At 66.2% G+C, this 17,122-nt stretch carries 18 protein-coding genes and 1 tRNA gene; 12 read left to right on the forward strand and 7 right to left on the reverse strand.

Annotated elements, in window-relative coordinates; all coding sequences use genetic code 11:
* Positions 1-30: 30 nt before the first annotated feature.
* Positions 31-1,572, reverse strand: coding sequence for a sulfatase-like hydrolase/transferase (locus PZ895_RS00275; RefSeq protein WP_275837032.1), 1,542 nt, complete (start codon positions 1,570-1,572; stop codon positions 31-33).
* Positions 1,573-1,728: 156 nt separating this feature from the next.
* On the opposite strand from PZ895_RS00275, the gene PZ895_RS00280 reads away from it, so the two are divergent.
* The 4 genes from PZ895_RS00280 to PZ895_RS00295 all read left to right on the forward strand — a co-directional run bounded on the left by PZ895_RS00280 (position 1,729) and on the right by PZ895_RS00295 (position 3,840).
* Complete coding sequence (locus tag PZ895_RS00280; RefSeq protein WP_275837033.1) at positions 1,729-2,661, forward strand: VOC family protein; 933 nt, start codon at positions 1,729-1,731, stop codon at positions 2,659-2,661.
* Positions 2,662-2,668: 7 nt separating this feature from the next.
* Positions 2,669-3,289 (forward strand): alpha/beta hydrolase, encoded by a 621-nt coding sequence (locus tag PZ895_RS00285; protein ID WP_275837034.1) that lies wholly within the window; start codon positions 2,669-2,671, stop codon positions 3,287-3,289.
* On the forward strand, positions 3,286-3,573 hold the full coding sequence (locus PZ895_RS00290) for a GNAT family N-acetyltransferase (protein WP_275837035.1): 288 nt from the start codon (positions 3,286-3,288) through the stop codon (positions 3,571-3,573). The genes PZ895_RS00285 and PZ895_RS00290 overlap by 4 nt, the downstream gene beginning before the upstream one ends.
* A gap of 63 nt (positions 3,574-3,636) precedes the next feature.
* Positions 3,637-3,840 carry a dodecin gene (locus tag PZ895_RS00295; protein WP_275837036.1) on the forward strand — a complete coding sequence of 68 codons (204 nt, stop codon included), beginning with the start codon at positions 3,637-3,639 and terminating at the stop codon, positions 3,838-3,840.
* 1 nt (position 3,841) lies between these two features.
* Here PZ895_RS00295 and PZ895_RS00300 read toward each other — a convergent pair whose 3' ends face one another.
* Entirely contained in the window at positions 3,842-5,236 is a 1,395-nt protein-coding gene (locus PZ895_RS00300) for a S8 family serine peptidase (RefSeq protein WP_275837037.1), read from the reverse strand.
* Positions 5,237-5,339: 103 nt separating this feature from the next.
* Between PZ895_RS00300 and PZ895_RS00305 the strand changes: the two genes are divergently transcribed.
* Positions 5,340-5,873, forward strand: coding sequence for an RNA polymerase sigma factor (locus PZ895_RS00305; RefSeq protein ID WP_275837038.1), 534 nt, complete (start codon positions 5,340-5,342; stop codon positions 5,871-5,873).
* 4 nt (positions 5,874-5,877) lie between these two features.
* Positions 5,878-6,654, forward strand: coding sequence for an anti-sigma factor (locus PZ895_RS00310; protein ID WP_275837039.1), 777 nt, complete (start codon positions 5,878-5,880; stop codon positions 6,652-6,654).
* Positions 6,655-6,665: 11 nt separating this feature from the next.
* Here PZ895_RS00310 and PZ895_RS00315 read toward each other — a convergent pair whose 3' ends face one another.
* Positions 6,666-7,859 (reverse strand): PqqD family protein, encoded by a 1,194-nt coding sequence (locus PZ895_RS00315; RefSeq protein ID WP_275837040.1) that lies wholly within the window; start codon positions 7,857-7,859, stop codon positions 6,666-6,668.
* A 67-nt stretch (positions 7,860-7,926) separates the two neighbouring features.
* Positions 7,927-8,337: a hypothetical protein gene (locus tag PZ895_RS00320; RefSeq protein WP_275837041.1), complete on the reverse strand. Its 411-nt coding sequence runs from the start codon at positions 8,335-8,337 to the stop codon at positions 7,927-7,929.
* Positions 8,338-8,505: 168 nt separating this feature from the next.
* Between PZ895_RS00320 and PZ895_RS00325 the strand changes: the two genes are divergently transcribed.
* The 6 genes from PZ895_RS00325 (at position 8,506) to PZ895_RS00350 (ending at position 15,371) form a co-directional block, all read left to right on the forward strand.
* On the forward strand, positions 8,506-9,924 hold the full coding sequence (locus PZ895_RS00325) for an SLC13 family permease (RefSeq protein WP_275837042.1): 1,419 nt from the start codon (positions 8,506-8,508) through the stop codon (positions 9,922-9,924).
* 82 nt (positions 9,925-10,006) lie between these two features.
* On the forward strand, positions 10,007-11,278 hold the full coding sequence (locus tag PZ895_RS00330) for a glycerate kinase (protein ID WP_275837043.1): 1,272 nt from the start codon (positions 10,007-10,009) through the stop codon (positions 11,276-11,278).
* A 145-nt stretch (positions 11,279-11,423) separates the two neighbouring features.
* Entirely contained in the window at positions 11,424-12,527 is a 1,104-nt protein-coding gene (locus PZ895_RS00335) for an ABC transporter substrate-binding protein (RefSeq protein WP_275837044.1), read from the forward strand.
* Positions 12,528-12,640: 113 nt separating this feature from the next.
* A complete protein-coding gene (locus PZ895_RS00340; RefSeq protein ID WP_275837045.1) occupies positions 12,641-13,528 on the forward strand; it encodes an ABC transporter permease subunit in 888 nt (295 codons plus the stop codon).
* On the forward strand, positions 13,525-14,313 hold the full coding sequence (locus tag PZ895_RS00345; protein ID WP_275837046.1) for an ABC transporter permease: 789 nt from the start codon (positions 13,525-13,527) through the stop codon (positions 14,311-14,313). The genes PZ895_RS00340 and PZ895_RS00345 overlap by 4 nt, the downstream gene beginning before the upstream one ends.
* Entirely contained in the window at positions 14,310-15,371 is a 1,062-nt protein-coding gene (locus tag PZ895_RS00350) for an ABC transporter ATP-binding protein (protein WP_275837047.1), read from the forward strand. The genes PZ895_RS00345 and PZ895_RS00350 overlap by 4 nt, the downstream gene beginning before the upstream one ends.
* Here PZ895_RS00350 and PZ895_RS00355 read toward each other — a convergent pair.
* From PZ895_RS00355 to PZ895_RS00365, 3 genes are all read right to left on the reverse strand, one after another.
* Entirely contained in the window at positions 15,368-15,760 is a 393-nt protein-coding gene (locus tag PZ895_RS00355; protein WP_275837048.1) for a hypothetical protein, read from the reverse strand. The two genes, PZ895_RS00350 and PZ895_RS00355, sit on opposite strands and share 4 nt — an antisense overlap.
* Complete coding sequence (locus PZ895_RS00360; RefSeq protein ID WP_275837070.1) at positions 15,757-16,959, reverse strand: NAD(P)/FAD-dependent oxidoreductase; 1,203 nt, start codon at positions 16,957-16,959, stop codon at positions 15,757-15,759. Before PZ895_RS00360 ends, PZ895_RS00355 begins: the two co-directional genes overlap by 4 nt.
* Positions 16,960-16,980: 21 nt before the next feature.
* A tRNA-Arg gene (locus PZ895_RS00365) sits at positions 16,981-17,057 on the reverse strand.
* Positions 17,058-17,122: the final 65 nt, after the last annotated feature.

Consider the following 17,122-nt stretch of genomic DNA (forward strand, 5'->3'; position numbering starts at 1 on the left):
GCCTTTTTCATGCGTCCCGATTTCGATCCTTCAGGCTCCGGGCAGTGGCGCAAATGGTCCGACCGGGCCGTCCTGCGTCAGTTCGCCGAGCGCCAGCGACTGGTCGAGATGCGTCGCGCGCCAGGAAAGAAGCTGCTCGAGCATCTCGACATGAATGTCGCGACAGTCGGGATCGCGCGATCGGTCGACCGTCTCGAACGGATCGGTTTGCAAATCGAACAGGAGCGACGGCGCGGCGGCGAAATGGACGAGCTTGTAGCGTTCGCCGCGCAGGACGCCGAGATTCGCGCTGCGCGGCGGAGCCTGCATCTTCCTCGAACTCGTGCCGGGGGAGACGCGGAAGTCGAACTCGAAATGTGCGTGCCGCCGCCAGTCGGCTGGCATCTTTCCGTCGAGAAAGGGCAACAGGCTCTTGCCGTCGAGCCAAGGCTGGTCCGGCAGATTCATCAGGTCGAGGAGGGTCGGAAAAAGGTCGACCGCCTCGGTGAAAAGCGTGACCCCTGCCCCCCGCGCCTTGCGGCGCGGATCGCGGATGACGAGCGGCACATGGTAGCTGCCGTCGAAATATCCGCCCTTGCCGAGAGAAAAATGGTCACCCATCAGTTCGGCATGATCGCCGGTGAGAATGACGATCGTGTCGTCCCACTGGCCCGTCGCCTTCAGATGCTCGAAGAGGCGGCCGAGTTGCGCATCGACCTCCGAGATCATGCCGTAATAGAGCGCCTTGATCTGCCGGAAATCCGCATCCGTCAGGTCGCGCACCTTGCCCTTGCGGCCGGGCAGGAACTTGCCCGTTTTCGTCCGCTGGAGCTCGGCGGCGACGAAAGGGTGAACCTTTGCTTCGATCTTCGGAGCGGCGGCACGGGCAAAGCCGCCGCAATCGTTTGGATCGTACATGGTGTTGTAGGGCGCAGGCACGGCGAAGGGCGGATGCGGGCGGATGAAGGAGAGATGCGCGAACCAGCCGCCTTCCTGCGCGCCGTGCCAGCGCATGAACGCGTCAGTCATGAAAGCCGTCTCGGTCTGGTCGGCGGAATAGACGGGCGGCGAGGCGTCGATCGCCTTCCGCCCATTGGCGGGGCGATGGATGTCGGGCGAGCCCATCGAGACGTCGATGCCCTGCGCCGCCAGCCAAGCCAGCCATTGACGCTGATGCTCGGGCAGCAACTGGCCGACCGAAAAACCGGGCAGGATTCCCTCATAGCCCTTCAGCGCGGGATCGTTCGCATCGTGCCGGCGTGGATCGGGCGCGACGTCGGTATAGCCGAAAAGCGTCGGATCGTAGCCGGCGCGGCGGGCGGCGCGGGCGATGTTGTCGTGACGATCGTCGAGCGGCGTGCCGTTGCGGCAGACGCGGTTGTTCATCTGGTAGAGGCCGGTATAGATGCACGCGCGCGCCGGCGCGCAGGGCGCTGCATTGGCGAAATGGCGCAGAAATACCGTGCCCTCGCCCGCCAGCCGATCGACATTGGGTGTCTGGATCAGCCGATTGCCTGCGACCCCGAGCGCATCACCGCGCCACTGGTCGCAGGTGACGAACAGGATGTTGGGACGCGCTTTCCGCCTGGCCATGAAGCTCTCCGATTGAACAATCGGCAAGCGATTGTTCGACAATAGAGAACGGTCCATTCTGCCGAACGGTCTTCCAATCCGCTCCCGATGGCCGACATATGGCCCATGGATCACGCGCGGCGCAATCGCCGTGCAAACCGAGGGAAGGGAATCGACATGATCGACCAGATCAAAGGGCTCCACCACGTCACCGCGATGGCGCGCGACGCGCGCGAGAACAACCGCTTCTATACCGAAACGCTCGGCCTGCGCCGGGTGAAGAAGACCGTCAATTTCGACGCGCCGGACGTCTACCACCTCTATTACGCCGATGGCGCGGGAACGCCGGGCACGGTGATGACCTATTTTCCCTTCCCCAACGCCGCGCGCGGCCGTCCGGGAACGGGGGAAGTCGGAACCACGGTGTTTTCGGTGCCCGAGGGCTCCCTGCCCTTCTGGGAAAAGCGGCTGGCCGACAAGGGCGTCGGCGGCATCGCGCCGTCGAACCGCTTCGGCGAGAACGTGCTGCGCTTCGAAGGGCCTGACGGCGACGGGCTGGCACTGGTCGAGACGAGCGGCGACGATCGCGCGCCGTGGACCGGCAATGGCGTTACCGCCGACCATGCCATTCGCGGCTTCCGCTCGGTGTCGATGCGGCTGCGGGATACCGAGCGCCAGGCTGAACTCCTGACTGCTATGGGCTACAGGGAGACGGCCAAGGAAGGCGCGGTGCGCCGCTTCGCCGTCGAAGGCGGCAACGCGGCCAACATTGTCGACCTAGAAGCGCATCCCTTGATGAATCCGGGCCAGCAAGGCGCCGGCTCGGTCCATCACGTCGCCTTCGCGGTCGAGAACCGCGAGGCGCAGCTTGCCGTGCGCAAGGCGCTGATGGAAACCGGCCAGCAGATCACGCCGGTCATCGACCGGGACTATTTCTGGGCGATCTATTTCCGCACGCCGGGCGGCGTCCTGTTCGAGGTCGCGACCAACGAGCCGGGCTTCGACCGCGACGAGGATGCCGCGCATCTGGGCGAGGCGCTGAAGTTGCCGAAGCAGCACGAGCATCTGCGGCCCTATCTCGAACAGAACCTCCAGCCGATCGATGCGTGAGGCCACGATGACAACCGAGAGCTACAAGCACCGCATCGAGGGCGGGGGCGAGAACGCGCCTCTCCTCTTCACCTTCCACGGAACGGGCGGCGACGAGCACCAGTTTCCCGACCTCGCCCGCGACCTGATGCCGTCGGCGACCATCGTCTCGCCGCGCGGCGACGTTTCGGAAGGCGGCGCGCTGCGCTTCTTCCGCCGCACCGCCGAGGGCGTCTACGACATGGAGGACCTCGCCCTGCGCACCAAGCGCATGGCCGGTTTCATCGAGGCGATGGTTGCCGAGCGCCGGCCGAGCGCCGTGGTCGGGCTCGGCTATTCGAACGGGGCGAACATCCTCGCCTCGGTCATCTTCGCGCGGCCCGATCTTTTTGCCGGCGCCGTGCTGATGCACCCCCTGATCCCGTTCCAGCCGCAGGTGGAAGGCTCGCTGTCCGGCACGTCGATCCTCATCACCGCCGGACGCAAGGACCCGATCTGCCCGCCGAACCTGACCAACCGGCTGGAAAGCTATCTTCAGGGCCTTAACGCCGGTGTCGAAACCGTCTGGCATGACGGCGCACATGAAGTTCGGCCGGTCGAAATCGAGGCGGCGCGGCAATTCCTGCGCAAATGGGAGGCGGCAAAATGAGTGAAATTGAACGCGAGGACGGCAGTTCCAAAGGGCGCTATTTCCTCAACGGACCGGATGGCGAAATTGCCGAGATGACCTATTCCAAGGTCGGCGCGAGCCAGATCATCATCGATCACACGGAGGTGCCCGATGCCTTTCGCGGACAGGGCGTCGGGTTGAGGCTCGTCGAGCAGGCCGTCGCGGATGCGCGCGCCGAGGGCAAGACCATCATCCCGCTCTGCCCCTTTGCCGCGGCGCAATTCCGCAAACATGCCGAATGGGCCGACGTCCTGAAACGGTAAACGGGCTTTCCTTCGCGAACGGGCGCCATAGGTCAGTGGAAACCCAACGCGAAGGAGTATGTCATGGACAATGTCTACAAGAAGATCGAGATCGTCGGCTCTTCGAAAAGCTCGATCGAAGATGCGATCCAGGGTGCCGTATCGCGCGCCAGTTCGACGTTGAACAATGTCGACTGGTTCGAGGTCAGCGAAATCCGCGGCCATGTCGAAAACGGCAAGATCGCGCATTATCAGGTCGGGCTGAAGATCGGCTTCAAGCTGGAATAGGTCACTTGCCGGCGGTTTCGACCACTGCATCGCAGATGCCGGAGGCATCGAGCAGGCCGGCGCCATAGACGGGATCGCGACCGGGTTCGCCGAGATCGGACGCGCTTGCTGACAGGCGCTGTTCGAGTTCTGCCAATGTCAGGCCGTCCTCGGTTGCAAGCAGCAGGGCGGCGGCGGCGGTGACGAAAGGCGCGGCAAAGGAAGTGCCGGTCTTGGTGCGTGCGCCCGAGATGGAAGCGGCCGTCCAGATATCGACGCCCGGCGCGGCGAGATCGATATGCTCGCCCTGAACGGCGCGCCGATAGATCCGACCGCGCCGGTCGACCGCGGTGACGGCAAGGACGCCGGGATAGGCGGCGGGAAAGCGCGGATCGGCACGCGCGCCGTCATTGCCCGCCGCAGCAACGAGCGCGATGTCGGATGAGAGCGCGGCGCGCACCATGCGTTCGAGAACGAGATTCGCATCGCCCGCAAGGCTGAGATTGACGATGCGGGCCTGTCGCCCGATCAGCAGATCGAGCGCGCGCGCCACGTCATAGGCTGCGGCACGTTCGTCCTTTCCGTCTGCGACGAAGGCATCGACCGCGACGAGCCGCGCCGCGGGTAAAAGCCCGCGGGCCCGCGCCTGCGGGCGCCCCACCAGAAGGGCGGCCACGGCAGTTCCATGCTGTCGGCCCGATTGCGGCTCGGTCTCGTCCGAGATCCGCACCACTTCCAGATCAGTGCCTTCGAAGATCGCGTGCTGCGGATTGATGTCGGTGTCGACCATGCCGATCGTGACCGAAGCGGCGCAAGCTCGCATGTCCTCCGGCCAGTTCACCAGCTCCAGCGGCGCGCAGGCGGGACCGCTGCACGCCGAATGCGGGCGGGCGGCGCTGGCGCGGTAGAAGTGGTTGAAATCCGCGCTCGCCTCGGCATTGATCGCCCGGACGGCATCACGGGCGTCTTCGAGAGACAGGCCGTCGGGAATGCGCAGCTTGAGGATCGTCTGGTCCAGCGCCTCAAGACGCTCCTGCGACAGGATCGCATAGCCTGCGGCTTCGAGCGCGGCACCGTCGGCGGCCGTCAGACCGACCGCGACGATCTCGCGTTCAGCCTGTGACGGCAAGGCGACCGGCTGGGCGCGGGCGCGGCGCGGAGCCCGCTGGCGGGTTCCTGCGAACGGGCGAAGAAGCTGGCGGAGAAAGCGCGGCGGCCGCGCGCCTGTGCCCCGGAAGGAGGGCGCCGCTCCACCGCTTTCGCCCGCAGATGCCGCGCCGCCGTCACCGCCATCATCGCCGTCGTCGGCAAAAGCTGTCGCGTGAACCATCCTGAAGTCGGTGTCCGGCGCCACGGGAATCGCGGCCAGCAGCAGTGCGGCCAGAACCGCCGTAATCGACCTGTGCGCTCGTTTCACCTTGTCCACCTTCATGTGATTGCCGGAATAAGGGTTGGACTGGAAACGTTGGAAGAGAGCACATATTCCTGTGCGTTGAAATTTGTTTCCAGACAGGCGAGCGATGACGAGCCCTCCCAATGACATCGGCGACCAACTCATCGCATTCCTGCCCAATATGAGACGGTTCGCGCTGTCGCTTTCGCGCGCGCCGGACATTGCCGACGATCTGGTGCAGCAGGCCTGCGAGCGCGCGCTTGCCAATGCGGCGAGCTTCGAGCCGGGCACGCGTTTCGACGCCTGGATATTCCGCATCATCCGCAATCTGTGGATCGACCGCACACGCCGTCAGAAGACCGCCGGTCCCAGCGAAGACGTTTACGAGCGCCAGGATCTGGTCGGTGAAGACGGGCAGCAGGTGGTGGATGCGCGCCAGGCACTCACCTCGGTGAAGGAAGCGCTCGACGCGATGCCAGAGGAACAGCGCGCCATCGTCATGCTCGTCTGCGTCGACGACCTGTCCTATCGCGATGCCGCCGAGGTGCTGGGTGTGCCGATCGGCACGGTGATGAGCCGGCTGGCGCGCGCGCGCAAAAGACTTGCCGAGATGACGGGAATAAACCCGGCGCCGGGTCGTTCTACCGGTGCGAGGGATTGAAACCATGACCGAACCGATGATTTTCGACGACGAAACACTGATGACCTTCGCCGATGGCGAACTCGACGAAGCGACGACGCTGGCGGTCGAGCGCGCGATGGAGACCGACGATGCGCTGATGATGCGCGTTGCGACCTTCATGGAAACGCGCGCGGCGGCACATGCGGCATTCACTCCGGCCGAGCCCGTTCCGGCGGCGCTGGAGGAAAGTGTGCGCGGCATGGTCGAGCGCCATCGCGCAGCGGCGCAGCCGACCTCGAATGTCGTCTCGCTGGGCGCCGCGCGGACGAAGCGTTTCGCCTTCGCGCAATCGACATGGCAATTGCCGCTGGCCGCATCGCTGGCGACCGCGATCGCGGCCGGCTTCATCGGCTACCAGCTCGGCCAGGGACCCGGCTCCGCACCAGCGGACTCCGACCCTGGCGGCTTTTCGAACGCCGAGATCGCATCGGTGCTCGACAGCGCGGCTTCCGGAGACGAGGTCGCCATTGCCGACGGATCGGGCCGCGTGCGAATGATTTCGTCTTTCAAGGAACAGAGCGGCGCGCTCTGCCGCGAGTATGAGGTAGACCGCAGCGCCGGTGCATCCCTCGTCGCCGTCTCCTGCCGGGACGACGGCGAATGGGCGATGCGCTTTGCCGTCGCCGCGCCGGCTGGCGGCGACGGCTATGCGCCCGCCTCCTCCCTCGACGCGCTCGAAGCCTATCTCGGCGCCATCGAAGCCGGCCCCGCCCTGACGGCGGACGAAGAACGCGCCGCCCTTTCCGAGGCGGCGCGCTGAACGATTTCAGATCATAGCGGCCGGGCGAGCCCTTTTTCCATCAGGCGTGAAATGAGGCCGGCAAGATCGGCCTCGATGCGCGTCCGCTCGATCTGCGGATAAGTCTCTGCGAGTTCGTCGGCAAGGTCGAGCGGTGCGACGGGAGCGGCGAGCGCATCCCAGATGGCCGCGCCCAGCGCGTCGAGCGCGAAAATGCCGCCGCCCGTCCGGTCGGCGAGAAACGCGCCGCCATCGGCGGTGGAACGCAGCACCACATCGCCCGACCGGACGATCCGGCCGGCAGGCAAAGGCGCCGGCGCGGATGCGAATTCGGCCGGAGCAATGGACGGTACGCCGCAGCGCAGCGTGGCATGAGCGGAGGCGAGATCCACTGCCGCCAGTTCCTTCAAGAGAGCGCAGGCGTCGGACAGCCTGTCATACCGCAGCAGCAGCGAAGGGCATTGCAGGGCGAGGCGCTCAATGCGTGCGAGCACGATGTCGGACGGCGCGGCATTGCCGAAATTCTGGACGAGCAGGATCTTCATCGCCTGTTCGGGCAGGACCGAAAGCAGTTCCGGCCGGGCGCCGCCTGCGCGTTCCAGAAAGACGAAGGCGCTCGCATCGCGCCTTTCGCCGAAGCGGGCGAGGCTGGATCGCGGCAACGCCAGATAGCGGTAGTGGCCGTCATCCGGTCCCTTGTGACGCCAGGCACGAAAAGCGAAGCGGCGGCCGAGCGCGCGCGGCAAGGGCACACGCAGGCGCGGGGCCACGCCCGAGGCAACGAGCGCCCCGACGCCGTCCCGGCAATCGACGGGCACGATGTCATCGGCGACGATCTGCGCGCCGGCGAAGGCGAGCGCTGCGGTCAGCGTGCTCTTGCCCGCGCGATGGGTCGACGGAAAGACGAAATTGCGGCCGGCAAGCGATACCGCGCCGGCATGGAGGCAGAGCATCGACGGATCGGGCTCGACCATGCGGTTGAGCAGGATCGCGACGAGGCTGCACGCGGCACTGACGGCGCTGGCCTCGGTGAATGCGCGCCGGTCCGGCTCGTCGATGACGAAGCCCGCGCCATGACGGCGCACTTCGAGGAGCGGGTCGCAACCATCCGAAACCGCCGTCCACGACCATCCGCTGGTGACCCGCTTCAATATGGCCAGAACGGGTTCGGCATCGGCAAAGCGCACCGGACGATCGACCAGGGCGCAGGAATGATTGACAGGCATCGGGCGTCCCTCACGGATAGCGGCCGGCCGGAACGAACCGGCCGGCCGGCTGTGCGGATACAGGTGCTCAGTTGAAGCCGAACGCGCGACCGATGCTGCGGCCCATATTCTGCATTCCGCGGCCGAAGGAATCGATCGCCTGGCCCGCGCCGCGACCGAACGAGCCACCGCGGCCGCCACGACCGCCACGCCCGCCTGAGCCGGCGAACCCGCCACGACCGCCGGAACCACGGCCGCCCGAACCGCCGAAGCTGCCGCCGCCGAAGCCGCCTCCGCCCGAGCCGCCTCCACCGCCACCGCCGCCGGAGCCTGCGCCACCGCCGGAGCCGGCACCGGACGCATGGGCCTGGCTCAATTGCAGAAGCGCCGGTGCGCTGTAGGCGGCGGCGGCCAGCAGGCCGATGCGGCCGAGTGCGCGGCGACGGCCGAGCGACACGGTTTCGGCTTGCGGATTGGGAATCTTGTGATCGTTTTTCATCTTGACCTCCTGTTGCGATATCGAGCCGTTCAGCCTCGCGGGCTTTTGCGGTCTCGACCGGCAAACGAAGGGCGCCGCGCTTTATTCCCGCCCCTCGGCTTCGGCCGTTTGCGGGAATAAGAGGCCGAACGGGACGTTCGTCGACGAACAGAACAACGGACGCAACCGATGACCGCGATTTCCCTATCCTTGACCCGCCCGACATTTGCCGCCGGCTTTCGGGCGTGGCTTGCGGCTGCGGCAAGCGTCGCCATCGCATGGCTGGCGATCGCCCTGTTCCTGTCCGACCTTGCCTTCGAAGGCCGCGCGACGCTCGCCATCTTCGCTGCCATGATGGCCGGCTGGCTGATCCTGAAGCTGCCCGAAACGCCGGTCGCCATCACCGCCTTTCTCGCGCTGGCGGCGACCGGCGCGGCGGACCAGGACGACCTTTTCGACACGTTCGACAACGAAATCATCTGGTTGTTGATCGCAGCCTTCATCCTTGCAGCGATCATCAAGCGCACGGGGCTCGCCGAGCGCCACGCGACGAGCGCGATCGGCCGGTTCCGCACCGTTCCCGCGATGTTCACGGCGGCGACGCTGATCATCTTCGCCACGGCGTTCTTCATTCCCTCGACCTCGGCGCGCGCGGCGATCCTGCTGCCGGTCTTCGCCGCGCTTTCGGCGGCAATCGGCCGGCCGGGCGTCACCAAGGGGCTGGCGCTGCTCTTTCCGAGCGTGATCCTGCTTTCGGCCGGGGCATCGCTCACCGGGGCGGGCGCGCATCTGATCGCCCTCGGCTTCATCGACGAGATCGACGGACCAAAGATTTCCTATCTCGACTGGGCGATGCTTGGCGCACCGTTCGCGCTGGCGATGAGCCTTGCGGCGAATTTCGCGATCCAGCGGCTTTTTCTGACGCCGGAGGACAAGGCTCCGCTCGCGCGCGCCATCGCCGCTCCCGTCGAACCGCGTGCCGGCGACCGTCGCCTGACCGCGATCATCGTCGCGACGGTGGCGCTGTGGGCGACCGGCGGCTGGCACGGCATCGATCTTGCCCTGATCGCACTCGGCGCGGCACTGCTCGCGGCCACGAAGGCCGTCTCGGGCATCGCCTTCAAGGACGCGCTTAAGGACGTCGACTGGAACCTGCTCTTCTTCCTCGCGGCGACGCTCGTCGTCGGCGAGGCGTTGCTCGAAACGGGCGCCGCGGCCTTCCTCGTCGACCGGCTGGTCGGATCGCTGGACATGGCGCTGAGCCCGGCATTGACGATCGCGATCGCAGCCGTCGTCGCCGCGCTCGCCCATCTCGTCATCATCTCGCGCACCGCGCGCGCCGCCGTGCTGATTCCGGCGCTGGCGCTGCCACTGTGGCGCTTCGGCACCGATCCGACGACGCTGATCTTCGTCGTGACGATCGCGAGCGGCTTTTGCCAGACGCTGATGGTGTCGGCCAAGCCGGTGATGCTGTTCGGCCAGGCGGAGGGACACCCCTTCAGTCAAGGCGACCTCCTGCGGCTCGCCCTTTGGCTGCTGCCGGTCTTCGTCGCGGGACTCCTGTTCTTCGCCCTGGTCGTCTGGCCGATGCAGGGTCTTGCCGGCTGAAACTTTTTCGCCGGCGAAGGGAATAGAAGCGGGTGCCGAACGTCATCCTCGCGAACAGACATTCTCAAGCGAGATCAAGACCATGCCCATGACCATTCTGATCGCTCCCTCCGGCTTCAAGGAAAGCCTTTCGGCCGAAATGGTCGCCGCCCGCATCGAGGCCGGCGTCAAGCGTGCCCTGCCCTCGGCCCGCATCCTGAAGGCGCCGATGGCCGATGGCGGCGAAGGGTTCACGCGGGCGCTGGTCGAGGCGACCGACGGGACGCTCCATCCGATGCGCGTGACCGGTCCGGTTGGCGATCCCGTCGACGCCTTCTTTGGAATGCTGGGCGGGCAGGACCAGCCGACGGCCGTGGTCGAGATGGCCGCCGCCGCAGGGCTGCGCCATGTCCCGCGCGACCGTCGCGACCCGACCCGCACCACCAGCTTCGGCGTCGGGGAACTCATCCGCGCGGCACTCGATCATGGTGCGACGCGCATCCTGCTCGGCTGCGGCGACAGCGGCGTCAATGACGGCGGCGCGGGCATGGCCGAGGCGCTGGGCGTGCGCTTCCTCGACGGCGACGGCAAGCGTGTGCTGGCGGGCGGCGGCGGACTGGCCGGGCTGGCGCGCATAGACGTCTCGGGCCGCGATGCGCGCCTTTCCGACGTGCGGATCGACGCGGCCGTCAACTGGCACAATCTCCTGACCGGGCCGAAGGGCGTCGCCCGCGTGTTCGGCCCGCAAAAGGGCGCGACTCCCGCACAGGTCGAGCTTCTGTCCGGCGCGATGGAAACCTATGCCGATCTGATCGAGAGGACGACGGGCGTGCGCGTCTCGGACGCGTCGGGCGCCGGCGCCTCCGGCGGGATCGGAGCGGCGGTGATGGGCCTGCTAAACGGCACGCTGCACCCGCGCTACGACCTGGTCATGCAGTATCTCGACCTCGACGCGCTGATCGACGAAGCCGATCTCGTCATCACCGCCGAAGGCAGCCTCGACGGACAGACGCCCTACGGCAAGGTGCCGGTGGAAGTCGCGCGCCGGGCCAAGCTGCGCGGCCTGCCTGTCGTCGCGCTCGCCGGCACGATCGGCAAGGGCGCGGCCTCGAACTTCGCGCACGGCATCGATGCCTTCGCCTCGATCGTCAAGCGCCCCTGCTCGCTCGACGAGGCGATCGAAAAGGCCGACAAGTTCCTGGTGCGCGCCGCCGAGGACGCGACGCGCATGATCCTCGTCGGCATGATGCTGGCAGAGGACCGACAGGTGACCGATCGGCGATTCAGACGCCAGCGCGGCGCCCGCCTTTCGGCCGGCGCGACCGTCGTTCCGTTTGCCCGCGCGATGCCGCGCGAAATTCCGATAGCCGGATAACTTAACCGATTGCTGCCCTTGCGGAAAAGTAGTTAAGTCTGAAATGCTGCGGGCGAGATTGCGCGTTTCGTCATGTCACTGTCACGCAACGGCAGTAGCCGCATCGCAGGCGTCAAGAAGGCGTCTTTTCTCAGGGAGAACGGGTATGACGAAAATGGGGCACATCCTGTCGGCAGTCGCCGCCGGGCTGATGGTGACGACGTCGATCTCATCGGCGCAGGACCTGGCCGAACTGGAAGCCGCGGCCAAGGCGGAAGGAATGCTGACCACCATCGCTTTGCCGCACGACTGGTGCGGCTATGGCGAGGTGATCGCCGGGTTCAAGGCGAAATATCCCGAGATCACGGTCAACGAACTGAACCCGGATGCCGGTTCGGCCGACGAACTCGAAGCCGTCCGCGCCAACAAGGACAACAAGGGCCCGCAGGCCCCCGACGTCCTCGACATCGGCTTCGCCTTCGGCCCGCAGGCGCAGGAAGAAGGGCTCCTGATGCCCTACAAAGTCTCGACCTGGGACTCGATTCCCGACAACGTCAAGGACGCCGACGGCCACTGGTATGGCGACTATTACGGCGTGCTCTCCTTCGCGGTGAACACCGACATCGTCGAGAACGTGCCCGCCGACTGGTCCGACCTGCTCAATGACGAATACGCCAACTCGATCGCGCTCGCAGGCGATCCGCGCGCCTCGAACCAGGCGATCCTGGGCGTGCAGGCCGCCGGCATGGCCGCCGGCGCGGAACCGGGAGAAGCCTCCGGTACGGCCGGGCTCGACTTCTTCAAGCAGCTCAACGAGAAGGGCAATTTCGTGCCCACCATCGGCAAGTCGGGCACGCTCGCGCAGGGCGCGACGCCGATCGTCATCTGGTGGGACTACAATGCCCTTTCGGGCCGCGACGCGCTCAACGGCAATCCGCCGGTGGAAGTCGTGGTGCCGGCGTCCGGCGTCCTCGCCGGCGTCTATGTCCAGGCAATCAGCGCCTACGCCCCGCACCCGAACGCCGCCAAGCTGTGGATGGAGTATCTCTACTCCGACGAAGGCCAACTCGGCTGGCTGAAGGGCTACTGCCACCCGATCCGCTTCAACGACATGGTGGAACGCGGCGTCATTCCGCAGGAACTGCTCGACGCCCTGCCGCCGGCCGAATCCTATGAGAAGGCCTATTTCCCGACGCTCGAGGAGCAGGAAGCGGCCAAGAACGTGATCACGTCGGGATGGGATTCCACCGTCGGCGCGAACGTTCAGTAGCGAAGTCTTCGTGAGCGGCCGTCCTTCGCGGCGGCCGCCCATGCTCGCCGATTACGCACCCCACCTTGCCCCCATATGGCCAATCCGCTTCCGGCCGTTTCCGCAGGCAACCGATGACCGACGTCACCCACGGCCCCGCCCCCAAGCCCGCCCGGCGCTCGCTGTCGCTCGCCTGGCTCGGCGTCGTGCCGTTCCTTGCCTTCGCGCTCCTGTTCCTGATCCTGCCGACGCTGCAAATCGTTACCGGCGCGTTCCGCAACCCGGCCGGCGAGTTCACGTTTCAGAACATCGCCAACCTTTTCCAGCCGTCGATCATGTCGGCCTACTGGATTTCGATCCGCATTTCCTTCGCCTCCGCGTTTCTCGGCTGCCTGATCGGCTTCCTGATGGCGGTGGCGATCACGATCGGCGGGCTGCCGCACTGGCTCCGTTCACCGCTTTTGACCTTTTCGGGCGTCGCGTCCAACTTCGCCGGCGTGCCGCTCGCCTTCGCGTTCCTGGCGACCTTCGGCCGGCTCGGGCTTGTGACCTTGATCCTGCGCGACTGGTTCGGCATCAACATCTACGGCATGGGCTTCAACATCCTGTCCTTTTCGGGCCTGACGCTGACCTATCTGTTCTTCCAGATCCCGCTGATGATCCTGATCGTGACGCCCGCGCTCGACGGGCTGAAGCGCGAATGGGGGGAAGCCGCCGCCATCCTCGGCGCCTCGCGCTTCCAGTACTGGCGCATGGTCGCGTTGCCGATCCTGTGGCCGACGCTGCTCGGCACCTTCGCGCTGCTCTTCGCCAACGCCTTCGGCGCGGTCGCGACCGCCTATGCGCTGACCGGCTCGTCGCTTTCCATCGTGCCGATCCTGCTTTTCGCGCAGATCCGCGGCGACGTCTTGCAGGACCCGCATCTGGGCTATGCGCTCGCCTTCGGCATGATCGTCATCACCGGCATCGCCAATTTCGTCTATATCTGGTTGCGCGGACGCGCCGAGCGATGGATCAAATGAAGGCGAACCGCTTCTGGTCCTGGACCTTCCTCATTCTCGGCGTCGCCTATTTCGTGCTGCCGCTGGTCGGCACGGTGGAATTCTCGCTGAAGATGCGGCGCGGCGAATATTCGCTCGACGCCTATTGGGCGGTGCTCGCCGATCCGCGCTTTCAAGCGACATTCGGCTATTCGGTGATGATGGCGGTGGCGACGATCATCGCCGGCGTCGTGCTGATCGTGCCGACAGCCTACTGGATACGCCTGAAGCTGCCGCACTGGCGGCCCTTCATCGAGTTCGTCACCCTGCTGCCGCTCGTCATTCCGCCGATCGTCATCGTGTTCGGCTATATCCGGCTCTACAACACCTCGTCCTGGCTGCCGCTGACGGGCACCGCGGCGGGAACGAACCTCCTCCTGATGTTCGGCTACATGACGCTGTCCCTGCCCTACATGTACCGCGCGGTCGACACCGGGCTGCGCGCCATCGACGTGCGCACGCTGACCGAGGCGGCAGAGAGCCTTGGCGCCGGCTGGCTGACCATCATGTGGCGCGTCATCCTGCCGAACGTGCTCGTCGCCGTCCTATCCGGCGCGTTCCTGACCTTCGCCATCGTGATCGGCGAATTCGTGCTCGCCGCGCTTTTGAACCGCCCCGCCTTCGGCCCCTATCTCCAGCTCATCGGCGCCAACCGCGCCTATGAGCCCGCCGCCCTCGCCGTCATCGCCTTCGCGATCACCTGGGCCTGCATGGGGCTGATCCAGCTCGTCACCCGCTTTCAGAAACACACGATGGCCCGCCGATGAGCTTTCTCGAAATCGCCAACCTTCAAAAGGATTTCGGCGGCACCCGCGTCGTCAAGGATTTCGATCTCAGCGTCGAAAAGGGCGAGTTCGTCTCGTTCCTTGGGCCCTCGGGTTGCGGCAAGACGACGACTTTGCGCATGGTCGCCGGCTTCGAGCAGCCGAGTTCGGGCGTCATCCGCATCGACGGGCGCGACGTGGTGAACCTCAAGCCCAACCAGCGCAATATCGGCATGGTGTTCCAAGCCTATGCGTTGTTTCCCAACATGAATGTGGCGCAAAATGTCGGCTTCGGACTGAAGGTCGCCGGCAGGCCGAAGGCCGAGATCGACGCGCGCGTCGCCGAAATGCTCGAAATCATCAAGCTGCCGCATCTGGCCGAGCGCTACCCGTTCCAGCTTTCGGGCGGCCAGCAGCAGCGCGTGGCGCTCGCGCGCGCGCTCGCCGTGCGCCCGCAGGTGCTGCTCCTCGACGAGCCGCTCTCCGCGCTCGACGCCAAGATCCGCGTGTCGCTGCGCGAGGAAATCCGCGCCATCCAGAAGAAGCTCGGCATCACCACGATCTATGTCACGCACGACCAGGAAGAGGCGCTATCCATGTCGGACCGGATCGTGGTGATGAGCGAAGGCCGCGCCGACCAGATCGGCACGCCGTTCGAAATCTACAACCGCCCGACGACCCGCTTCGTCGCCTCTTTCGTCGGCACGCTCAGCACGCTCGAAGGCAAGGTGGTCGATCCGGCAGCGGGCACGGTTTCGATCGGAGACAGCACCGTTTCGCTTGGCTATCGCCTTGCCGACCGGCAGGCAGGGGACGCGATCACGCTCGCGCTTCGGCCCGAAGCCGTGACGCTCGGCCGCGACGAGGCGCGCGGCGCGCATCTGTCCGGCACGATCCGGGACGTGTCGTTCCTCGGCTCGGTGATCCGGGTGCGCGTGGCGGTCGGCTCCGGCACGCTCTCGCTCGACATTTTCAACACCCCCTCCGCCCCGCCGCCGGAACCGGGCGACCTCGTGACGGTGAGCTTTGCGCCGGGTGATCTGCTGGTGATGGAAGATTAGAGCCGGGCGAGGCCGGCCGCGATCATCCCGGCGCCGAAGGCGACATAGATCGCCGCCCAGACCCGCCATGAGCCGGCGAGCCCGATGCGTTGCGCCAGCGCGACGAAGGCGCCGGAGCCGATCAGGAAGCCGAGGCCCTCGACGACCGCGCCGACTGCGAAGAGCGTGACGATGATCGCCAGCCAGTCGTCCACGCGATGGTGGACAACGAGCAGGAACGCGCCGAGGAAATAACAGACGAGGCCGGTCATGAAGGCGGCGGTGGAACTGTCGCGCAGGCCGTCGAACAGGCGCGAAAAGCGTTCCGGCGCGCGCCACCAGCCGATGGAGGCGGCAAGCGCATAGCCGCCGATGGCGATGGCGAGATGTTCGGTCAGTCCGTCGTTCATGCCGCACGCTCCGCGATCGCCGTTCCCGCCGCCCAGCCGGACGACCATGCCCACTGGAAATTGTAGCCGCCGAGCCAGCCGGTGACGTCGACCACCTCGCCGATGAAATAGAGACCGTCGACGGCCTTTGATTCCATCGTCCGCGAGTTGAGGCCGGCCGTGTCGACGCCGCCGAGCGTCACCTCGGCGGTGCGATAGCCTTCGGAGCCGATCGGATAGACCTCCCAGCCCTGAAGCGTTCCGGCGATGGCGGCCAGTCTCTTGTCGCTCGCCTCGCCGATCGGCCCGGCCCAGCCATGCGCCTCCGCGAGATGGGCGGCCAGCCGCTTCGGCAGGATGTCGGCGAGCACGGTCGCGATCGCGCGGCGGCCGTTGTCGCGCTTGGCGGCCAAGAGCGCGGCGTGGATGTCTTCGCCCGGCAGGAATGCGATGCGGATCGGCTGTTTCTCGCGCCAGTAGGACGAAATTTGCAGGATCGCCGGCCCGGAGAGGCCGCGATGGGTGAAGAGCAATGCCTCCTCGAACGCCGTCCTGTCGCAGGACACGCGCGCATCCGCCGCGACGCCCGCGATCTCGCGAAAACCGGTGAGCACGTCCTCGCCGAAGGTGAGCGGGACGAGCGCCGGGCGCGTTTCGGTGACGCCAAGTCCGAACTTTTCCGCGATCTGGTAGCCGAGCCCGGTCGCGCCCATTTTCGGGATCGACTTGCCGCCGCAGGCGACGACGAAATGGCGGCAGCGGATTTTCGCCGCACCGTCTCCTCCGAGGGTGACGGCAAAGCCGCTCTCGCCGCGCTCGATGGAAACGAGCGTGGTCGCCAGGCGCAGTTCGCAGCCGGCGCGGTCCATCTCGTCGAGCAGCATGGCGATGATGTCTTTCGCCGAATTATTGCAGAAGAGCTGCCCGAGCGTCTTTTCGTGCCATGCGATGCCGTGTTTTTCGACGAGCGCGAGAAAATCGTGCTGCGTGTAGCGGCCGAGGGCCGACTTGGCGAAATGCGGGTTGGCGGAAATGAAGTTCTTCGCGCTCGTCCCGATATTGGTGAAATTGCAGCGCCCGCCGCCCGAAATGCGAATCTTCTCCCCCGGCGCCTTGGCATGATCGACCACCAGCGCCCGCCCGCCGCGCGAAGCCGCATGGATCGCGCACATCATCCCCGCCGCGCCCGCGCCGAGGATGACGGTGTCGAAGGTTTCGATGTTCATGGAACGCTGCTTTGCTGGTGATCCCGACTGGATTCGAACCAGTGACCCTCAGATTAGGAATCTGATGCTCTATCCTACTGAGCTACGGGACCACGGCTGGAACACATAGACGCAGGCCGCGCTTTCGCCAAGTGCAAACGGCCCGGCCATGCCGGGC

The organism is Mesorhizobium sp. YIM 152430 (assembly GCF_029210365.1).
Classification (GTDB): Bacteria; Pseudomonadota; Alphaproteobacteria; order Rhizobiales; family Rhizobiaceae; genus Aliihoeflea.